Source organism: Brevibacterium aurantiacum (assembly GCF_003932995.1).
GTDB classification, from domain to species: domain Bacteria; phylum Actinomycetota; class Actinomycetes; order Actinomycetales; family Brevibacteriaceae; genus Brevibacterium; species Brevibacterium aurantiacum.
The window spans coordinates 1,090,657-1,108,369 of sequence record NZ_CP025333.1 but is presented as its reverse complement, the minus strand read 5'-3'; the positions used below and the strand labels follow the sequence as shown (position 1 = coordinate 1,108,369).

Genomic DNA, 17,713 nt, shown 5'->3' with positions numbered 1-17,713 from the left:
TTAGTCCCCGAAGATTCCATATTCCCTCAGAAAGCATAAGCCGTGAAATCGTTAAGCTGGATCAATGGCTGATTTTCGAGTTCGCCGGGCCCGCGTCGCTGATGCCGCCCAGATCGCCGACGTCCACATCGCTGCGTGGACGGCCGCCTATCGCGGCATCATGGCTGATGAGATTCTCGACTCCCTGAACATCGACCGCCAGACCGCCGGCTGGGCGAGAAACCTCGGCGAGGAGTCGAATCCGATGTCGACGCTGGTGGCGCTGGAGCCAGTCGAAGACTCGGCCGCGACGGAGCGCATCCTCGGGTTCGGCGGGGTGTGCCCGCCCAGGGATAGCCCCGAGGTGCTCGCTTCGCTTCCCGATGTCTCGGGTCTCGGGCAGCTGGCGTCGATCAATCTGCATCCCGACGCCTTCGGCACCGGCGTCGGCGCCGTCCTCCTCCACGCGTTGGAAGACGAGCTGCGTGGGCAGGGCTTCACCCGTGCCTATCTCATGGTCGCCGAAGGCAATGAGCGGGCGATGCGCTTCTATGCCAAACACGGCTGGCACCGCACGGAGATCACCCACGTCTTCGACGGGGTGTCTCCAGCGGTGCCAGAGCGCATGTTCACGGTCGAACTCGGCTGAGGGCCACCTCGGCGAGTATCGACCTCGACCGAAGGTCAGCCGTAGAGTTCTTCGACGTCCTCGTCGACCCAGGTCTTCGACTTGTCGACGGCCTTGTTCCACAGTCGGTAGACGCGATCGACCTTGTCCTTGTCCATGGACGGCTCCCAGCGCTTGCCCTCGCGCCAGTTGGCCTTCACGTCGTCCTCGCCGTTCCAGAACTTCACGGCGATGCCCGCCGCATAGGCCGCGCCCAGGGCCGTGGTCTCGACGACCTCGGGGCGGATGACGGGCACGCCGAGGAGGTCGGCCTGGAACTGCATGAGCGTTTCGTTGGCGACCATGCCGCCGTCGACCTTGAGCTCGGTGAGTGCGACACCCGAGTCGAGGTCCATGGCGTCGAGGACCTCGCGGGATTGGAATGCAACCGATTCGAGAGCCGCACGGGCGATGTGGTTCTTGTTGACGTAGCGGGTCAGACCCACGATCACGCCGCGGGCATCGGACTCCCAGTGTGGGGCGAAGAGGCCGGAGAAGGCCGGCACGATGTAGCAGCCGCCGTTGTCCTCGACCTGTTTCGCCAGCGTCTCAACCTCGGGAGCATCGGCAATGATTCCGAGGTTGTCACGCAGCCACTGCACGAGGGACCCCGTGACGGCGATGGAACCTTCGAGGGCGTAGACAGCCTCGGCGTCGCCGATCTTGTAGGCCACCGTCGTCAACAGACCGTTCTTGCTGGCCACAGGCTCGTTGCCGGTGTTGATGAGCATGAAGTTGCCGGTGCCGTAGGTGTTCTTGGCCTGGCCCTTCTCGAAGCATGCCTGACCGAAGGTCGCCGCCTGCTGGTCACCGAGGATGCCGCAGATCGGGGTGTCGATGATGAGGCCGTTCTTCGCACCGTACCCATAGACCTCGGAGCAGGATTTGATCTCCGGGAGCATCGAGACGGGGATGCCCATCTCACCGGCGATCTCCTCGTTCCAGTCCAGGGTCTTAACGTTCATCAGCATCGTCCTGGACGCATTCGTGACGTCGGTGACGTGGACTCCGCCGTTGACGCCGCCGGTGAGGTTCCAGAGCACCCAGGTGTCCATGGTGCCGAAGAGCAGGTCTCCGGCTTCAGCGGACTCTTTGACGCCCTCGACGTTGTCGAAGACCCACTTGGCCTTCGGCCCGGCGAAGTAGGTGGCCAGGGGCAGACCGACCCGGTCCTTGTACTTGTCGGGACCTTCGTCTCCGGCGAGTTCGTCGCAGATCTTCTGTGTTCTGGTGTCCTGCCAGACGATCGCGTTGTAGACCGGCTTGCCGGTGTTCTTGTTCCAGATCACCGTGGTCTCACGCTGATTCGTGATGCCGACGCCCTCGAGCTGGTGGCGGTTGATGTCGGCGCGGGTCAGGGCCTGACCGATCGCCTCGTTCGTGTTCCTGATGATCTCCATCGGGTCGTGTTCGACCCAGCCTGCCCGAGGGAAGATCTGCTCGTGCTCGAGCTGACCCGAGGACACGATCTGCCCTGCGTGGTTGAAGACGATGGCCCGCGACGAGGTGGTGCCCTGGTCGACGGCGAGGATGAACTTTTCCTGACTCATACTGACTCCTATGTCGAGGTGGTGCTGTGGATTGCTGGTGACTCAGACGAGGGTCTGATGGGCTCGCCCCACCTGCTCAGATGAAGGCCCGGGAGAGCAGTCCGGCGATGATGGCGCCGACCAGAGGTCCGGCGATCGGGACCCACGAGTACGACCAGTCCGAGCTGCCCTTGTTCGGGATCGGCAGCAGGGCGTGGACGATGCGGGGCCCGAGGTCACGGGCCGGGTTGATCGCATAGCCTGTGGGTCCGCCCAGTGAGGCACCGATGGCGACGACGAGGAGGCCGACTGCCAGGGGTCCGAGCTCGTGTGGGGTTCCGCCGAAGAGGAGGATGACGAACACGAGGACGAAGGTGGCGATGACCTCGGTGACGAAGTTCCAGCCGTAGCTGCGGATCTCAGGACCGGTGGAGAAGGTGCCGAGGATGTTGCCGGCTTCCTTCTCCTCGTCGTAGTGCTTCTTGTACACGGCCCAGGCGAGGAAGGCACCGATCATGGCACCGATCATCTCGGCCGCGAGGTAGGCGATGGTGTTGCCGAAGTTCACGGCGATGCCGGGAGCGTATTCCTCGGCTCCACTGGACAAGATGCCGATGGTCACGGCCGGGTTGAGGTGCGCACCTGTCTTGAAGGCGACGAAGACACCGGCGAAGACCGCGAGGCCCCAGCCGAACGAGATGAGGAGCCAGCCTCCCCCGTTGCCCTTGGTCTTGCCCAGCACCACGTTGGCGACGACGCCGACGCCGAGCAGTATGAGCATCGCCGTTCCGCCGATCTCATAAAGGAAAATAGTACCCATATCTCACAAACTCCTATGTTTGTCCTGCTTAGCGGATTTACGGTTTGAGTGTTTCCTCGACGAGTGCCGCAGCCGCGGCATCGTCGTGGGTGGATTCAGCGGCGATCTGTGCGTCGACGTGAGCGTTGAAGTCAGCGATCTCCTTCGCTTCCCGTTCGTCGTCCCACCCCAGGATCGGGGCGACGATCGCCGCAACCGCCTCGGCGGCGTACTTGCCTCGGTCCCTGACCTCATAGTTCAGCCGCATCCGTCGTTCGAGGATGTCGCCGAGGTGGACGGCACCTTCCGAGGTCGCCGCATAGTGTGCCTCGGCGCGCAGATAGCTTTCGGCACCGGGCAGCGGGCGACCGAGTTCGGGATCCTCGTCGATAAGGTCGAGGATGTCTTCGAGCAGGGTGCCGTAGCGGCGGATGAGTCGCCTGACCCGGTCTTCGTCCCACCCGTGCTTCTCGGCGATGCCGGACTGGCCGCGGCGCACGGCGCCGACGCCCTGAGCACCCAGCAGCGGGATCGATTCGGTCAGGGAGCGGCGGTCCTTCGCGTCATCGCCGAGGACGAAATCGACGGCGTCTTCTGCCATGACGCGATACGTGGTGAACTTGCCGCCGGCAATCGCTGCCAGAGCGGGCTCGATCTCCATCACCGTGTGTTCACGGGAGACCTTCGTCGAGGCCTGACCTTCCTTGACCACGGGCTGGAGCAGAGGTCGGAGACCGGAGTAGACGCCGATGACGTCGTTGCGGCTCAGCTTCTCGGTCAGGATCGCGTTCGCATGCTTGAGCAGGTAGTCGATGTCATCAGAGTTCGCCACCGGTGCGTCGACATCCTGGTCCCACGGGGTGTCCGTGGTGCCGATGACCCAGTAGCCCTCCCACGGGATCACGAAGAGCACGGACTTCTCCGTCTTCGAGATGATGCCCGTGTTCGGGTCTGCCTTGATCTTGTCCTGCTCGACCGTGATGTGCACACCTTTGGAGGCGAGCACCTGGAGGCCGGCGTCGGCCTTGGCCAGGTCCTGCTGCTCCTCGGTCCAGACTCCCCCGGCAAGGATGGTGCGGCGGGCGTGGATGTCGAATTCTCGGCCGGTCATCTCATCACGGGCACGGACTCCGGAGACCCGGTCCCCGTCGTGGAGGTAGTCGATGACGGAGACGTGATTGGCCGCGGCGGCGCCGTAGCCCACAGCAGAGCGGATGAGCGTCATGACGAAACGGGCGTCGTCGACCTTCGCATCATAGTATTCGAGTGCACCGACCGCTGCATCGTCGGCCAGGCCGGGGAAATGGGCGGTGAGTGCCTTCTTTCCCAGGTGGCGGTGCATCGGCACGGCACGTTTGCGTCCGGGACGGGTGGCCATCGTGTCATAGAGCAGAACGCCGGAACCGATGAATGCCCTGTCGATGAGCCGGTGTTCGAAGGGGAAGACGAAGGCAACAGGTTCGACGAGGTGGGGCGCTGTGTGCTGGAGCAGCAGGTCGCGTTCCTTCAGCGCCTCGGCCACAAGCTTGAAGTCGAGCATCTCCAGGTAGCGCAGTCCGCCGTGCATGAGCTTCGAGGACCGTGACGAGGTGCCGGAAGCCCAGTCCTTGGCATCGACGACACCGACCTTCAGCCCGCGGGTGGCCGCATCGAAGGCGGAACCTGCTCCGGTGACGCCTCCGCCGACGACGAAGACGTCGAGCGGATCGTCCGGGCTGGTGTTCTCCAGGGTGTGCAGGGCTTCATCGCGGAACGATGGGGACAGCTCGCCATTTCGCATTGACAGTTCTTTTCCTTCTCAGAGCGTGTGCGTTCCCACCATTATTGCGCACCAGTCCCAACTGGTGGTCCGTGCGCGGCAGTTAGGAAAAATCTAACAGGCAATGCGCAGAAGCGAAACACACCGCACAATTGCGAAAGGGCTCAGACCGATTGCGAAAGGCCTCAGACCAGCTCGACCCGCATCGCCGAGGAGGTCTCTGCCGAGTCCAGAAGGTCGAGTTTGCGCATGATGATGCCTTCACGCAGCGCCCACGGGGAGATGCTCATCACATTGACGTCGAAGATGGCGAAGGCGGCGTCGGCGACGATGGCTCCGGCGAGGACCTGGCCGGCACGAGCCTGGGAGACTCCGGGCAGCGTCGCGCGTTCTTCGGGGGTCCGCGAAGACAGGGTTTCGATGATCCCGGCGAGGTCTCGGCGGAAGAGTTTGCGTGGGGCGTAGATGCCGTCACCGCTGGGTGCCGCACCGGCGATCCGGGCCAGGGAGCGGAATGTCTTCGACGAGCCCACCACCTGGTCGGCTGTGCCCACGCGGTTGATCTTGCCGGCGATACGGCCGATCTGAGACCGGGCGTACTTCTGGAGGCTGTGGATGTCCTCGGCACTGGGCAGCGGATCCGGGATGAAGTCGGAATAGGTCCGACCGGCCCCCAACGGCACCGACACGGCGGCTTCCGGGTATTCGTCCTGCCCAGCCGCGATCTCGAGGGAGCCGCCGCCGATGTCGAGCAGCAGGATCTTCCCCGCCGACCAGCCGAACCAGCGCCTGACGGCCAGGAACGTCACCCGTGCTTCGTCCTTGCCCGACATCACGTTGAGGGTGACCCCGAGCTGAGCGTTGATGGAGTCGATGAGCTCGGCACCATTCGGTGCATCCCTGACCGCCGAGGTGGCGAACGCCAGGATCTGCTCCGATCCTTGGTCCTCGGCGATCTCCACCGCCTCGGCGATGAAGTTGTGCAGTCGCTCCTGACCGGCCGCGTCGATCATGCCGTCGTCGCCGAGGTACTCGGCGAGGCGCAGGACCTCTTTGTGGGAGGTCGCGGGCAAGGGAGGGGCTCCGACATGAGCGTCGACCACGAGGAGGTGGACGCTGTTGGACCCGATATCGAGGACTGCTAGGCGCATTCGATCAGTTTAACCTCAGAATTCATTCCTCGACCCAGTCCGTGCCCCGGAAGCCGAACTCGGGCGGGCGCTTGGCGAAGAACGCCTCCTGTCCGCGGGCGATCTCTGCCTGGTAGGCCTCATCGAGCCACTGCGGTGGGTTGAAGGCGGAATCGGCCGTGGCGCTCTCCGTCAGCTCCCCGCACAGGACTGCTTTGGATCCCAGCTGGGACAGTCGTGAGAGACCGACGATCTTCTCCCCCATCGTCTGTGCCGACGCCAGCGGAGCCTCGGAGACTTCGTGGAAGAAGCCGAGTTCGCGCATCTGGTCGAACTTCACGATCGATGCGGTGACCAGCAGATACCTGGCCCAGGCGTCACCGAGAACGCTCGCCAGACGCCGAGTCGGACCGGGAGGGTAGACGAGCCCGAGCTTCGCAGCCGTGACCCCGAAGATCGAACCGGGGGCGGCGATGCGGATGTCGCAGGCCGCCGCGATCTCGGTCCCTCCACCGACGCAGTTGCCGGTGATGGCCGCGATCGTCGTGGTGCGCGAGTTGGCCACAGCCGCCTCGGCGGTGGAATTGAGCTCCCAGAAATCATCGAGGGGAACATTGAGATCGGCGATGTCGGAGCCGGCGGAGAAGTGCCCGGCGGCACCCGTGATCACGAGTGCACCGATCGAGTCATCGGCGTCGACACCGGCGATGATGTCCGGCAGTGCCCGCCACATCGGGCGGGAGATGGCATTGCGTTTTTCGGGCCGATCGATGACGAGGGTTCCGACTCCACCGGTGACGGTGAAGTCGAAACCCTCGAGATCGACCGGACGGTATGTGCCGTCAACGGTCATGTGCACAGCCTTTCAGCGTGAGCTTCTCAGCCCCGGTCTGCGGGAACTTCGCGCTGCTCGTGACCGTCGTAGGCGCTCAGCGGACGGATCAGAGCGTTGTTGGCCTGCTGTTCCATGATGTGAGCGGTCCAGCCGGTGATGCGGGCCATGACGAAGATCGGTGTGAACTGATCGGTGTCGAAGCCCATCAGGTGGTAAGCCGGGCCTGACGGGTAGTCGAGGTTCGGGTAGATGCCCTTACGACCCACGAAGTCCTCTTCGAAGGCGTTGTAGAGATCGAGGAGATCGGTTGCGCCCTTGGCCTCGACCATGTTCTCGAAGGCCTTGCGCATGGTGGGCACGCGCGAGTCGCCGTTCTTGTAGACACGGTGTCCGAAGCCCATGATCTTGGCCTTCTTCGCCAACGCATCGTCGATCCACGCCGATGCCTTGTCGGCAGTGCCGACCTCTTCGAGCATCGCCATGACGGCCTCATTGGCACCGCCGTGGAGGGGTCCCTTGAGGGCGCCGACGCCGCCGGCGACTGCCGAGTACAGGTCAGCCGTCGTCGAGGTGATGACGCGGGTGGTGAACGTCGAGGCGTTGAACGAGTGCTCCGCGTAGAGGATCATCGAGATGTCGAAGCAGCGCACGACCGCCTCGTCGGGAACCTCGTCGAAGACCATCTTGAAGAAGTTCGCGGCGTAGCCGAGGTCCTTCGTCGGCGCGACCGGGTCGAGGCCGTGGCGGCGACGGTGGTCGATGGCCACGATCGTCGGCAGCTGTGCGTAGAGACGCTCAGCCTTGGCCAGGTTGGCCTCTTCGCCTTCGACATCAGCATCAGGATCGACGGCGCCGAGGTAGGACACCGCGGTCTGCACCACGTGCATCGGGTGGCAGTCCTTGGGCAGATCGAGGATGAGCTGGACGAGCTTGTCGTCGATTCCGCGCTGCCCACGCTCGCGGGCCTGGAATTCCTCGAGCTGAGCCTTGGTCGGCAGTTCGCTGTTCCAGATCAGATAGGCGACTTCCTCGAAGCTGCAGTTGGCTGCGAGCTCCTGCACGGGGTAGCCGCGGTAGGTGAGCGAGTTCGTTTCCTGGACTACCTTCGAAACGGCCGTGGTGTCGACGACGACGCCGGCGAGGCCCTTCTTGATTTCTTCGGTCACTGGTGACCCTCCTGTGAAAAGTTGAATACGGCCGCGTCAAAATCGTTGTACGCAGCGTAGTCGATCGTGTCGTACAGGTCCGCACGGGTCTGCATTCCCTCGAGCAGGTCCACCTGTGTGCCCTGGTCGCGAATGGTCTGCAGGCCCGATTTGATCGCACCCATGGCGAGACGCAGAGTTGTGACCGGGTAGATCACGACTTTGACTCCGACGTTCGCCAACTGCTCGGTCGTGAACAGTTCGCTCTTTCCGAATTCTGTCATGTTCGCCAGAATCGGAACATCCACGCTGCTGGCGAATTTCTCGAATTCGCCGAGGTCCCGCATGGCTTCGGGGAAGATCAGGTCCGCTCCGGCGTCGACGTAGGCCTTCGCGCGGTCGATCGCCGCGTCCAGACCTTCGCCTGCGCGGGAGTCGGTGCGGGCACTGATGACGAAGTTCTCATCCCGACGGCCCTTGACGGCGGCCTTGATGCGCTTGGACATCTCAGCAGCGGTGACAACCTCTTTGCCGTCGAGGTGGCCGCAGCGCTTCGGGTTGACCTGGTCTTCGAGGTGCATCCCCGAAATTCCGGCGTCTTCGAATTCCTGGATGGTGCGGGCCACGTTCATGGCTTCACCCCAGCCGGTGTCGGCGTCGATGAAGGTCGGCAGGTTCGTCACCCGGGCGATGTTGCGTCCGTGATCGGCCACCTCGGTGAGGGTGGTGAGACCGATGTCGGGCAGGCCCATGGCCGCGGAGAAGGCACCTCCGGAGATGTAGACGCCCTCGAATCCGGTCTGCTCGATGATCTGAGCGTTGATCGGATTGATGGCTCCGGGGAACTGGACGATCTGGTCACCGGCGAGGAGCTCACGGAACTTCGCGCGGCGCTCAGCCGGCGTTGTGGTTGCCCCCAACATCAGAAGATGCCCTTCGAGCCGGTGTGCTCGAGGCCGTCAACGGTGAAGCTGAGTTCGGCCACGCCCTTGGCGTCGAGGTTCTCGAGGTTCTCGGCCAGGTCGATGAAGCGAGTCTGCTCGGCACCGGTGAGGATGCCTTCGGACAGGGTCTTGAACTTCTCGATGTAGTTCGCACGGGCGAAGGGACGGGCACCGAAGGGGTGCGCGTCGGCCACGGCGATCTCATCGACCAGGGTCGAGCCGTCTTCGAATTCGATCTCCACGCGGCCACCGAAGGCCTTCTCGTTGGGATCGGTCGAGTGGTAGCGGCGAGTCCATTCCTTGTCTTCGGTGGTCTCGATCTTGTGCCACAGCTTGACTGTCTCGGGACGTCCGGCACGCTCGGGAGCGTAGGAGTGCTCGTGGTGCCAGCCCTGATCCTCCATGGCCACAGCGAAGATGTACATGATCGAGTGATCAAGGGTCTCGCGGCTGGCCTTGGGATCCATCTTCTGCGGATCGTTCGCGCCGGTGCCGATGACGTTGTGCGTGTGGTGCGAGGTGTGGATGACGATGCGCTTGATCTTCGTCAGGTCCTCGATCTCGCCGCCGAGCTTGCGGGCGAGGTCGATGAGCGCCTGCGCCTGGTATTCGGCGGAGTGCTCCTTGGTGTAGGTGTCGAGGATCGCGCGCTTGGCCTCGCCTGCACCGGGCAGAGGGATGGTGTAGCGGGCCTCGGGGCCGGAGAGGATCCAGGCGATGAAGCCGTCTTCACCTTCGTAGATCGGGTTGGGCGCACCCTCGCCGCGCATGGCACGGTCGACGGACTCGACGGCCATCTTGCCGGCGAACGCGGGAGCGTGTGCCTTCCACGAGGAGATCTCGCCCTTGCGGGACTGGCGGGTCGCGGTGGTCACGTGCAGGGCCTGCTGGATGGCCTGGAAGGTGACCTCGGTGTCGAGGCCGAGCATGGCGCCGATGCCGGCTGCTGCCGATGGGCCGAGGTGGGCGACGTGGTCGATCTTGTGCTCGTGCAGGCACATTCCCTTGACCAGGTCGACCTGGATCTCGTAGCCGGTGGCGATGCCGTTGATGAGGTCCTTACCGCTGATGCCCTTGTGCTGGGCGACTGCGAGGACAGGTGGGATGTTGTCGCCGGGGTGTGAGTACTCGGCGGCGAGGAAGGTGTCATGGAAGTCGAGTTCGCGAACGGCGACTCCGTTGGCCCAGGCTGCCCATTCCGGGGAGAAGTGCTCACCAAGTGGCAGACCGAAGACCGTGGCTCCGGGTGAGTAGGGGTGGGTCTGTGCTTGTTCCCGAGCGTGCAGCGGGGCCGAGCGGCGCACCGAGGCTGCGGCTACCGAGGCGTTGTCGATGACGCGGTTGATCACCATTTCGGTGACCTCTGAATCCACTGGAGTCGGGTCTGAGGCGACCTCGGCGATCTTCCAGGCGAGTTGGTCTTCACGAGCCAGGTTCTCTGAGCTCTTGTACGTGCGGACTTCATGATCGATCATGGTTAACCCCTTCAAACGTCCTTGACCGTTCAGGTCTGAGAGTGGCTGACACAACTGTAGGCTACGTCACTTCTCTGTCACGGTCTGGTCAGAATTTTATCTCGACATCAAGATACTTTACCCGAAGGAACCTCGATCCCACCACCCAGTCCCGCCTACCGAAATTCGGTCGGGCAGTCGCGGTGGAAGGCAGTGATTCCAGGAAGTTCCGGCGCGAGGACTCAGTCGTGGAGAACTTGTGGAACGCTCGGTCGTGGAACGCTCAGTCACGGAGTGGGGATCCGACGACGTCGAAGTGGAATCCACCGAACTCTCCCGACAGCATGGGGCGGGCGGCCTCAATCGAGGCCTGCACTTCAGGGAGTTCCAGCGAGGCCCGATGCGCCTCGGCACTCTCCCACAGCTCGACGACGAAGACGGTGTCGGGCTGTTCATCATTGACGCCGACCTCGTAGCTGAGACAGCCGACGCGAGACAGATGATCGCTGCGCGCGGTCAGATGCTCAACCAGGGCGTCACGCTGTCCGGGTCGAACCCCAAGGGCGCCTGCATTCGCGAAGACCATGCTGCCGATAATACCAACAGCAGTGACCTGCGTCACTGTCGCCTGCCAGGCTGGGCCGCCAGTGAACTGTGCCACAATTGACCCATGACGCGCACTGCTCTGGACTTCGACGAGAACTGGTTCGACGATGCCGAGTTCGCCCAGCTGCGACGGCGACTGCCGATCCCCTATGTCAATGCGATCCCCGTGCGAGTGGGCGAATCGGGAGACGTCGAGCGAATCGGCCTCCTGCTGCGCAGCCTGGACGACGGAACGCTCGGGCGAGAGGTCGTCGGCGGGCGAATCCGCTTCCACGAGAGCATCCGCTCGGCGCTGATGCGCCATGCGGAGAATGATCTCGGACCGATGGCGCTGCCGGTCATCCCGCCTGCGATCGCACCGTTCCACATCGCCGAGTACTTTCCCACCGAAGGATCGTCGCTCCTCCACGACCCCCGCCAACATGCGATCTCGATGTGCTTCATCCTCGAAGTCCGCGGCGAGTGCACCCCTCGTGCGGATGCGCTGAGTCTCGATTGGCTGACACCGGAGGAGACTCTGCGCTCCGACATCGTCGGCGAGATGTGCCACGGCCAGGAGCACATCCTCCGCTACGCTCTGGCTCATATGGGCTTCGCGATCTGAAGATTTTTCTACACTCCGTAGAAGAACCTTGGTAGACTGAGTCCACGAGGACGGTTCTGATGACGGGGGCCATCGTCCTCGTCCGGGTACAGTCGGCCCCCACGGGAGGTCTGCCATGACTGCCGAGAACCGCTCCGCTGACCAGACATCGACCAACCTCGGAATCCTCGTCGGCTACGACGGCTCCGAACTCGCCGCGCGCGCCCTCGAATACGGTGCAGCCGAGGCCACGCGTCGCAAAGCCCCTCTCACCGTCGTCGCCGCGTATACCGTTCCCGCGATGATCTATCCGAACATCGCCTCCATGCCGGAGGAGAACGAGGAGGAAGCGGCACTTCGGGCGGTCGAGAAGCGCCTCGGCGAGGCAGCCGGACTCCTGCGAGACCATGCGGGCAAGGTCTCCTACCGGGCAGATCAGGGCGACGCGGCCGGTGTGCTGAGGGACCTGAGCGCCCACGCCCGGACCGTGGTCGTGGGAGCCAGGGGCCGAGGCGGATTCATGGGCCGAATTCTCGGCTCGGTGTCTACGGCACTGCCCGCCCATTCCCACTGCCCGACGATCGTCGTCCCGGACCACCGCACGGAGCCGGACGGTGCTCGCGTGGTCGTCGCAGTCGACGGCTCAGACGCCGGGCGTCTGGCGATGTTCACCGCCGCCGAGGTGGCCAACTCGCGAAGTGCCGCCCTCGACATCGTCTCCGTCCTCCCAGCCGGAGACGAGTGGCTCTACTGGTACCCCGAACTGGAACTGAGCGCCGAGGTCTCCGGACGGAGGAAGAAGCAACTCGAGACAGCGCTCGAGGCCGAAGTCGCGGCAGTGGCCCAGCAGTTCCCCGATCTGCCGGTGAGTGCCGAGGTGCCCATCGGCGACCCTGTCGAGGAACTCCTCGAGGCCACGAAGACCGCACAGCTGACCGTCCTCGGCACTCGCGGGCGAGGAGCAGTCAGAAGTGCACTTCTGGGTTCGGTGTCACGCGGAGTCCTCCATCATGCCGATGGCCCGGTCATGGTCGTTCCGAGCTGAGCCGAGCGCGTCAGCGCAGAGTGGCTCAGCGCCGGCTGCGTCAGCGCAGGCTGCGGCGACGTTTGGACACGAGCAGCAGCACGGCCCCGATGATGACTGCGCCCGCACCGAGGCCGATCGGCAGTCCGAGCTGAGTACCGGTGCGCGGCAGATCGCCGCCGTCCGCAGCTGAATCTGAGTTCGCCGAGGTTGTGCCGGAGTCGGCGGGGGCAGCGGAGGCGGCGTTCGCGTCTGCGCCGTCGGATTCGGTTGTGCCGTCGTTGTCAGTCGCACCTTCAGCCTCAGTCGTGCCGTCGTTGTCAGTCGTGCCGGCAGTCGCAGCGTCAGAATCGGCACGTTCCGAGTCCGAGTCCGAGTCGGACTCAGCTCCGTCCGAGCTGGTGCCCGCATCCGCACTGTTCGAGCCGTCGCTTGAATCAGTGCCGTCGGCCTCCGGTGACGCGCCGTCGGCTTCAGCTGACACGCTGTCCGCTTCGGCTGAAGCACCATCCGCGTCCGCCGAAGCACTGTCGGCGTCTGCCGAGGAACCGTCGGAGCTTGCTGCAGCGTCTTCTGCGTCAGCGTCTGCTCCGGCGTCGGTTCCCGGCTCGGGTGCGTCATCGCCGGAGCGGGTGATCTCGACATCGTCGATCTGCTCGGACGCCGCCTGTGCTTCAGCCTGCTGCGCGCCTTCTGCTGGGACCTCGTAGGTCGTCGCGCGCAGCGCTTCGTCGCTGACCCGCACTCGGGTGAAGGCGGGGATGTCGTTGTGGACGCTCTTGGCCTCCCAATCCAGACCCGGAACATAGTCGTAGAATTTCGATCCCGAGGACGAGGTCAGAGTCAGGTACATCGTCTGCCCTTCCTCCTTCTCCTGCTCGAGACCGGCATCGGAAGACTCGACCTTCTTGCCTTCGGCATCCATGAGGAAGGTCCGGTTGTAGATGTGGTCGTGACCGGACACCACGAGATCGATGTCGTTGCGCGCAGCCACCGGTGGAATCGCCTCACGCAGCCGCTTCACGTCGAGGTCGCTGTTGTGGGTCGCGGTCGAATAGATGGAATGGTGGAACCCGAGGACCGTCCAGCGCGCCTCGTCCCCGTGCTCGGCCACGACCTCATCGATGAACTCCGCATGCTCGTCGGTGTCGGAGTCATTCGAGTTGATATTGATGAACAGAACCCCCGAATCGATGAACCAGTAGTCACCGCCGGACGCAACGAGTCCGCCTTCACCGTGGTCGCTGCTCACGTTCGGGCGGTTGAAGTGCTGCTCATAGGACTTCGAAGCGACATCATGGTTGCCGATCGTCGTCGCCTGCGGAACTTCCTGAGTCGCCTCCGGAGCCAGGTACTGCTCGTACTGCCCCTGGTCACCTGCTGAGTTCACCTGATCGCCCAGTGAGAAGAAGAACCGCGGATCCTGCGCGGTCTCCAGCCCCGAGTTCAAGGTCCTGTCCCAACCAGTCGCGTCATCGGGCTGCCCGCCGCCGGCCCCGACCTGCGGGTCACCGAAGACAAGGAATTCGCTGTCGCCGCCGGAACCACCCGTGTCGAACTGCGCCACGGCTGAGTAGCCATCCTCTTCGCTGCCGACCTGGTAGGAGTATTCGGTGTCCGGCTCCAGACCGGTCATGCTCGCATGATTGTAGTGGCGCTTGAGATCGGTCGACAGGCCCGAGTCGCTGGTCTCGGCGCTATGGGCATCCTCGGGCAGAGCCGAGCCCTCAAGCTCCGAGGTTTTAGCCCAGCGGACCTCGCCGTCACCGGAGTTCTCGCTCATCCATGACAGGTTGCGAGAGCTCTCATCCGCCCCGACCTGCAGCACCACATCGGAGATCGCGGACTCCTCGTCCGCCTCTGGCTGCGTCGAGGGCGAGGTCGAGGGCGATTGCGTGGGCTCGGCAGGTGTGAGCCCGGCATGCGCAGGGACAGGTACTGCGACGAGAGCCGCCAGCAGTGCCGAAACGGACAGAATACTCATCGGAGATCTCAGGTGTTGTGCTTTCACCCGAATATTCTTACCCGTCGGTAATGAAAGCTCCGCCGCCGACGTGCGACCGCCGAGTCAACGGCAGGTGAACTTTCCGTAACGAGCTCTGCGCGTCGACTGGGGTACAGTGGTTCTCACGACAGGGGAGCGCCGAAAGGGGCGCTGAGAGTGCAGATGAAGCTGCAGACCCTCGAACCTGATGCGGCTAGCACCGCCGAAGGAAGTCGAGACTCTTCTACCCCTCCTTGATATGAGGAGGCACTATGCCAGAAATGACTGCGCCGGATTCCGCTGTGAAGACCGCGCCCCACTATTCCCAGGTACCGGCGACGAAGCAGTGGCGGGTCGTCGACTACGTTGTCACCGCCGTGCTGGGAATCGGCGTCGGACTCATCTTCTGGGTCCTGGCCCTGAGCTGGAAGGTCCTCGAACTCGGGTTCCAGGCCTTCCCTCCATCGATCGGCCTCATCGCCGGCCTCTGGGTCCTCGCCGGCCCTCTGGCCGGTGCCATTATCCGCAAACCCGGTGCCGCTCTGCTGTGCGAAATGATCGCCGCCATCGTCGAGGCGGTGCTGGGCTCTCACTTCGGAGCCACCGTTCTGCTCTCCGGACTCGTCCAAGGCCTCGGCGCCGAACTCATCTTCGCGGCCTTCGGCTATCGCAGGTTCACCCTGTGGGTCACGAGCTTGGCCGGGCTGCTGGCCGCCGCGTTCATGTCCGTGAGCGAGAACATCATGTACAACGCCGAATGGCAGTTCGGCTACCAGGCTGCCTATGCCGTGTGCGCGATCATCTCCGGCATCGTCATCTCCGGCATCGGCGCCTGGTTCGCCTACCGGGCGATCGCGAAGACCGGGGCCCTGAGCGCCTTCGCCTCCGGCCGAGCGCGCTGATGGCCCTGCCGATTCGCGCCCGCGGGTTCTCGTGGCGCCATGCCGACCGTGATGAACCCGCGGTCGGTCCCCTCGATCTGGACATCGCAGCAGGTGAGAAGGTGCTTCTGCTCGGCCCGTCCGGGGCAGGTAAGACCACCCTCCTGCATGCGATCGCCGGAGTTCTGCCTGCCGAGTCGGGTGAGGCAGATGGTCAGCTTCTCATCGGTGACCGTCCACCGGATCCGCGCCGAGGTGAGACCGGGCTGGTCCTCCAGGACCCCGATTCGCAGGTGATCTTCTCCCGGGTCGGTGATGATGTCGCCTTCGGCATGGAGAATCTGGGCCTGCCCGCCGACGTCATCGCCGCTCGCATTCCAACTTCCCTTGCGGCAATGGGCCTGGGTCTCCCCCACGACCATCCCACCGCTGCACTGTCCGGAGGACAGAAGCAGCGTCTGGCGCTGGCAGGAATCCACGCGATGGCACCGCAGGTGATCATCCTCGATGAGCCGACGGCCAATATCGATCCGGATTCCGCCGCCTCCGTTCGGGATGCTGTCCTCGAGACCCAGGCGGCTACCTCGGCGACGATGGTCATCGTCGAACACCGGGTCGGACTGTGGCTCGATCACGTGGACACCGTGATCGTCCTCGGCCCAGCGGGCCTGCTTGCCCAGGGTCTGCCGAGGTCGGTCTTCGGTGATCCTGCGCTCGCCGAGGTGCTGGTTGAGTGTGGGATCTGGGTGCCGGAGACGGCCGGACCCTCCAACCCTGCGGTGCAGCCTGGTGCGGAACCGCTCCCCCACCCCGACGGCGAGGTCGTGCTGACGACCGAGTGCCTCAGTGTGGCTCGCCCCGGTGCGAAGGTTCCGGCGGCGACCGGCCTCGATCTGTCCGTTCGGTCCGGTGAGGCCCTGGGCATCGTCGGCGCCAACGGGGCCGGCAAGTCGACCTTGGCGCTGACCCTGGCCGGCCTCATCCGGGAATTCGAGGGAGAGGTGAGAGCTGTCGGTAATCTGCGAGATGGTGCCAAGCATGCCCGACCCTTCCGGTGGCCCTCAGCGTTTCTGGCTCCTCGCATCGGGATGGTGTTCCAGGAACCCGAACATCAGTTCCTGCGCTCGAGTGTGACCGAGGAGCTGGCCTTGGGACCGCGGCTGGCCGGATGGTCGAGTGCCGAGGTCGACGATCGCGTCGCCGAACTCCTCGAGGTGCTGGGACTTGAGAAGCTCGCCGAGGCCCATCCACAGGGCCTCTCGGGCGGTGAGAAGCGTCGCCTGTCGGTGGCTGCCATGATGGCGCCGCGGCCGCAGGTGCTCATCGTCGACGAACCGACGTTCGGCCAGGATGCCCTGACCTGGGCCGGTCTGGTCGAGCAGTTCATCGACGTCCTTGCCCGCGGGTCCGCCGTGGTCGCGGTCAGCCACGACCATGCGTTCCTCGACGCCATCGGGGCCAGGCGGGTCGAGTTGAGTCGGAGGACGAAGGCAGGTGAGCGAATTGCGTGAGCACGCGATCGAACACACCGATCCGGCTGGGCGAGCCACAGTCGCCACGGGCACCGAGGTCGCGGTTCATGATCCCGGCCAGCTCATTCCCTTGGTGCGCACCACGGCACTGGTCACGTGCAATCCGCTGACGAAGATCGCTGTGGCGCTCATCCTCATGGTCGGAACACTGTTGAGCATCGACATGGTCTCGGCGGGAGTCGTCCTGGGGTTCTGCCTGCTCGCACTGCCGACGACGGGGCTGGACCTGATAGCTGCACTCAAGCGTCTGTGGTTCCTGCCTCTCGGCGCACTTCTGGCGGCGTGGGGCACGGCGATTCTGGCAGAGAAGACCGGTGCGGTGGTCATCGACCTCGGTCCGGTCCTGATGACGACGGGTTCTCTCGAGGCAGCGGCCGCGATCTTCCTGCGTGCCTTGGCCTTGGCTATTCCGCTCATCGTCCTGGCCTCCACCATTGATCCTCGTGACCTCGCGGATGTGCTCATCCAGCGGCTGCACCTGCCCGAGGTGGTCGTCGTCTCGGTGCTCGCGGCGAGCCGACTGCTCGGGCTGCTTGTCAGCGAATGGCAGACTTTGGCGATGGCCAGACGGGCCAGGGGCCTCGCCGGGGGTTCGATCGTGCGGCGCACGGGGAGTCTCTTCGCCGGTATCTTCGTGCTGCTGGTGCAGTCGATCCGACGCGGTACCACTTTGGCCATGGCCATGGAGGGCAGGGCGTTCGGTCGTCCCGGACGGACCTGGCGCAGGCGCTCGACCTTCGGCGCCGGGGATGGTGTGGCTGTGACGGTGTCAGTGGCCGTCTGCGTTCTCGCGATCGTGGCCGCGCATGCGTTCGGTACGTGGAATCCGATCGTCGGCGGCTGAGGCACTGAAGGTCCCGCC

The 17,713-nt window shown here is 64.4% G+C and carries 16 protein-coding genes and 1 riboswitch; of the genes, 6 read left to right on the top strand and 10 right to left on the bottom strand.

Annotation, left to right across the window (positions count from 1 at the left end):
* The first annotated feature begins 64 nt into the window (after positions 1–64).
* Positions 65–628: a GNAT family N-acetyltransferase gene (locus tag CXR25_RS05040; protein ID WP_096158399.1), complete on the top strand. Its 564-nt coding sequence runs from the start codon at positions 65–67 to the stop codon at positions 626–628.
* A gap of 35 nt (positions 629–663) precedes the next feature.
* Here CXR25_RS05040 and glpK read toward each other — a convergent pair whose 3' ends face one another.
* The 9 genes from glpK to CXR25_RS04995 form a co-directional block, all read right to left on the bottom strand.
* Positions 664–2,196 carry a glycerol kinase GlpK gene (gene glpK, locus CXR25_RS05035; protein WP_125178013.1) on the bottom strand — a complete coding sequence of 511 codons (1,533 nt, stop codon included), beginning with the start codon at positions 2,194–2,196 and terminating at the stop codon, positions 664–666.
* Positions 2,197–2,272: 76 nt separating this feature from the next.
* Positions 2,273–2,995, bottom strand: a complete 723-nt coding sequence (locus CXR25_RS05030; protein WP_009882940.1) for an MIP/aquaporin family protein — start codon at positions 2,993–2,995, stop codon at positions 2,273–2,275.
* 37 nt (positions 2,996–3,032) lie between these two features.
* Positions 3,033–4,754 carry a glycerol-3-phosphate dehydrogenase/oxidase gene (locus CXR25_RS05025; RefSeq protein ID WP_009882941.1) on the bottom strand — a complete coding sequence of 574 codons (1,722 nt, stop codon included), beginning with the start codon at positions 4,752–4,754 and terminating at the stop codon, positions 3,033–3,035.
* 164 nt (positions 4,755–4,918) lie between these two features.
* Complete coding sequence (locus CXR25_RS05020) at positions 4,919–5,884, bottom strand: Ppx/GppA phosphatase family protein (protein ID WP_009882942.1); 966 nt, start codon at positions 5,882–5,884, stop codon at positions 4,919–4,921.
* 22 nt (positions 5,885–5,906) lie between these two features.
* Positions 5,907–6,716 (bottom strand): enoyl-CoA hydratase/isomerase family protein, encoded by an 810-nt coding sequence (locus CXR25_RS05015; RefSeq protein ID WP_009882943.1) that lies wholly within the window; start codon positions 6,714–6,716, stop codon positions 5,907–5,909.
* A gap of 26 nt (positions 6,717–6,742) precedes the next feature.
* Positions 6,743–7,864, bottom strand: a complete 1,122-nt coding sequence (locus CXR25_RS05010) for a bifunctional 2-methylcitrate synthase/citrate synthase (protein ID WP_009882944.1) — start codon at positions 7,862–7,864, stop codon at positions 6,743–6,745.
* Entirely contained in the window at positions 7,861–8,766 is a 906-nt protein-coding gene (gene prpB, locus CXR25_RS05005) for a methylisocitrate lyase (RefSeq protein WP_009882945.1), read from the bottom strand. Before prpB ends, CXR25_RS05010 begins: the two co-directional genes overlap by 4 nt.
* Entirely contained in the window at positions 8,766–10,262 is a 1,497-nt protein-coding gene (locus tag CXR25_RS05000) for an MmgE/PrpD family protein (RefSeq protein ID WP_009882946.1), read from the bottom strand. Before CXR25_RS05000 ends, prpB begins: the two co-directional genes overlap by 1 nt.
* 262 nt (positions 10,263–10,524) lie before the next feature.
* Positions 10,525–10,827, bottom strand: coding sequence for a putative quinol monooxygenase (locus tag CXR25_RS04995; protein WP_083248918.1), 303 nt, complete (start codon positions 10,825–10,827; stop codon positions 10,525–10,527).
* A gap of 84 nt (positions 10,828–10,911) precedes the next feature.
* Here CXR25_RS04995 and CXR25_RS04990 point away from each other — a divergent pair, with 84 nt between their 5' ends.
* Positions 10,912–11,451, top strand: coding sequence for a DUF4916 domain-containing protein (locus tag CXR25_RS04990; RefSeq protein ID WP_009882948.1), 540 nt, complete (start codon positions 10,912–10,914; stop codon positions 11,449–11,451).
* Between the two features lie 115 nt (positions 11,452–11,566).
* A complete protein-coding gene (locus CXR25_RS04985; protein ID WP_009884290.1) occupies positions 11,567–12,475 on the top strand; it encodes a universal stress protein in 909 nt (302 codons plus the stop codon).
* 40 nt (positions 12,476–12,515) lie between these two features.
* On the opposite strand, the gene CXR25_RS04980 is transcribed toward CXR25_RS04985, so the two are convergent.
* The gene (locus tag CXR25_RS04980) at positions 12,516–14,438 is read right to left on the bottom strand and encodes a purple acid phosphatase family protein (protein WP_069599687.1); all 1,923 of its coding nucleotides are present in this window, start codon (positions 14,436–14,438) and stop codon (positions 12,516–12,518) included.
* Positions 14,439–14,578: 140 nt separating this feature from the next.
* Positions 14,579–14,687, top strand: a riboswitch (TPP riboswitch).
* A gap of 32 nt (positions 14,688–14,719) precedes the next feature.
* Here CXR25_RS04980 and CXR25_RS04975 point away from each other — a divergent pair.
* The 3 genes from CXR25_RS04975 to CXR25_RS04965 are packed head-to-tail and all read left to right on the top strand — an operon-like array spanning position 14,720 to position 17,695.
* A complete protein-coding gene (locus CXR25_RS04975; protein WP_069599686.1) occupies positions 14,720–15,340 on the top strand; it encodes an ECF transporter S component in 621 nt (206 codons plus the stop codon).
* Positions 15,340–16,830 (top strand): ABC transporter ATP-binding protein, encoded by a 1,491-nt coding sequence (locus CXR25_RS04970; RefSeq protein ID WP_096158396.1) that lies wholly within the window; start codon positions 15,340–15,342, stop codon positions 16,828–16,830. Before CXR25_RS04975 ends, CXR25_RS04970 begins: the two co-directional genes overlap by 1 nt.
* Positions 16,814–17,695 (top strand): energy-coupling factor transporter transmembrane component T family protein, encoded by an 882-nt coding sequence (locus tag CXR25_RS04965; protein ID WP_009884286.1) that lies wholly within the window; start codon positions 16,814–16,816, stop codon positions 17,693–17,695. Before CXR25_RS04970 ends, CXR25_RS04965 begins: the two co-directional genes overlap by 17 nt.
* The last annotated feature ends 18 nt before the right edge of the window (positions 17,696–17,713 follow it).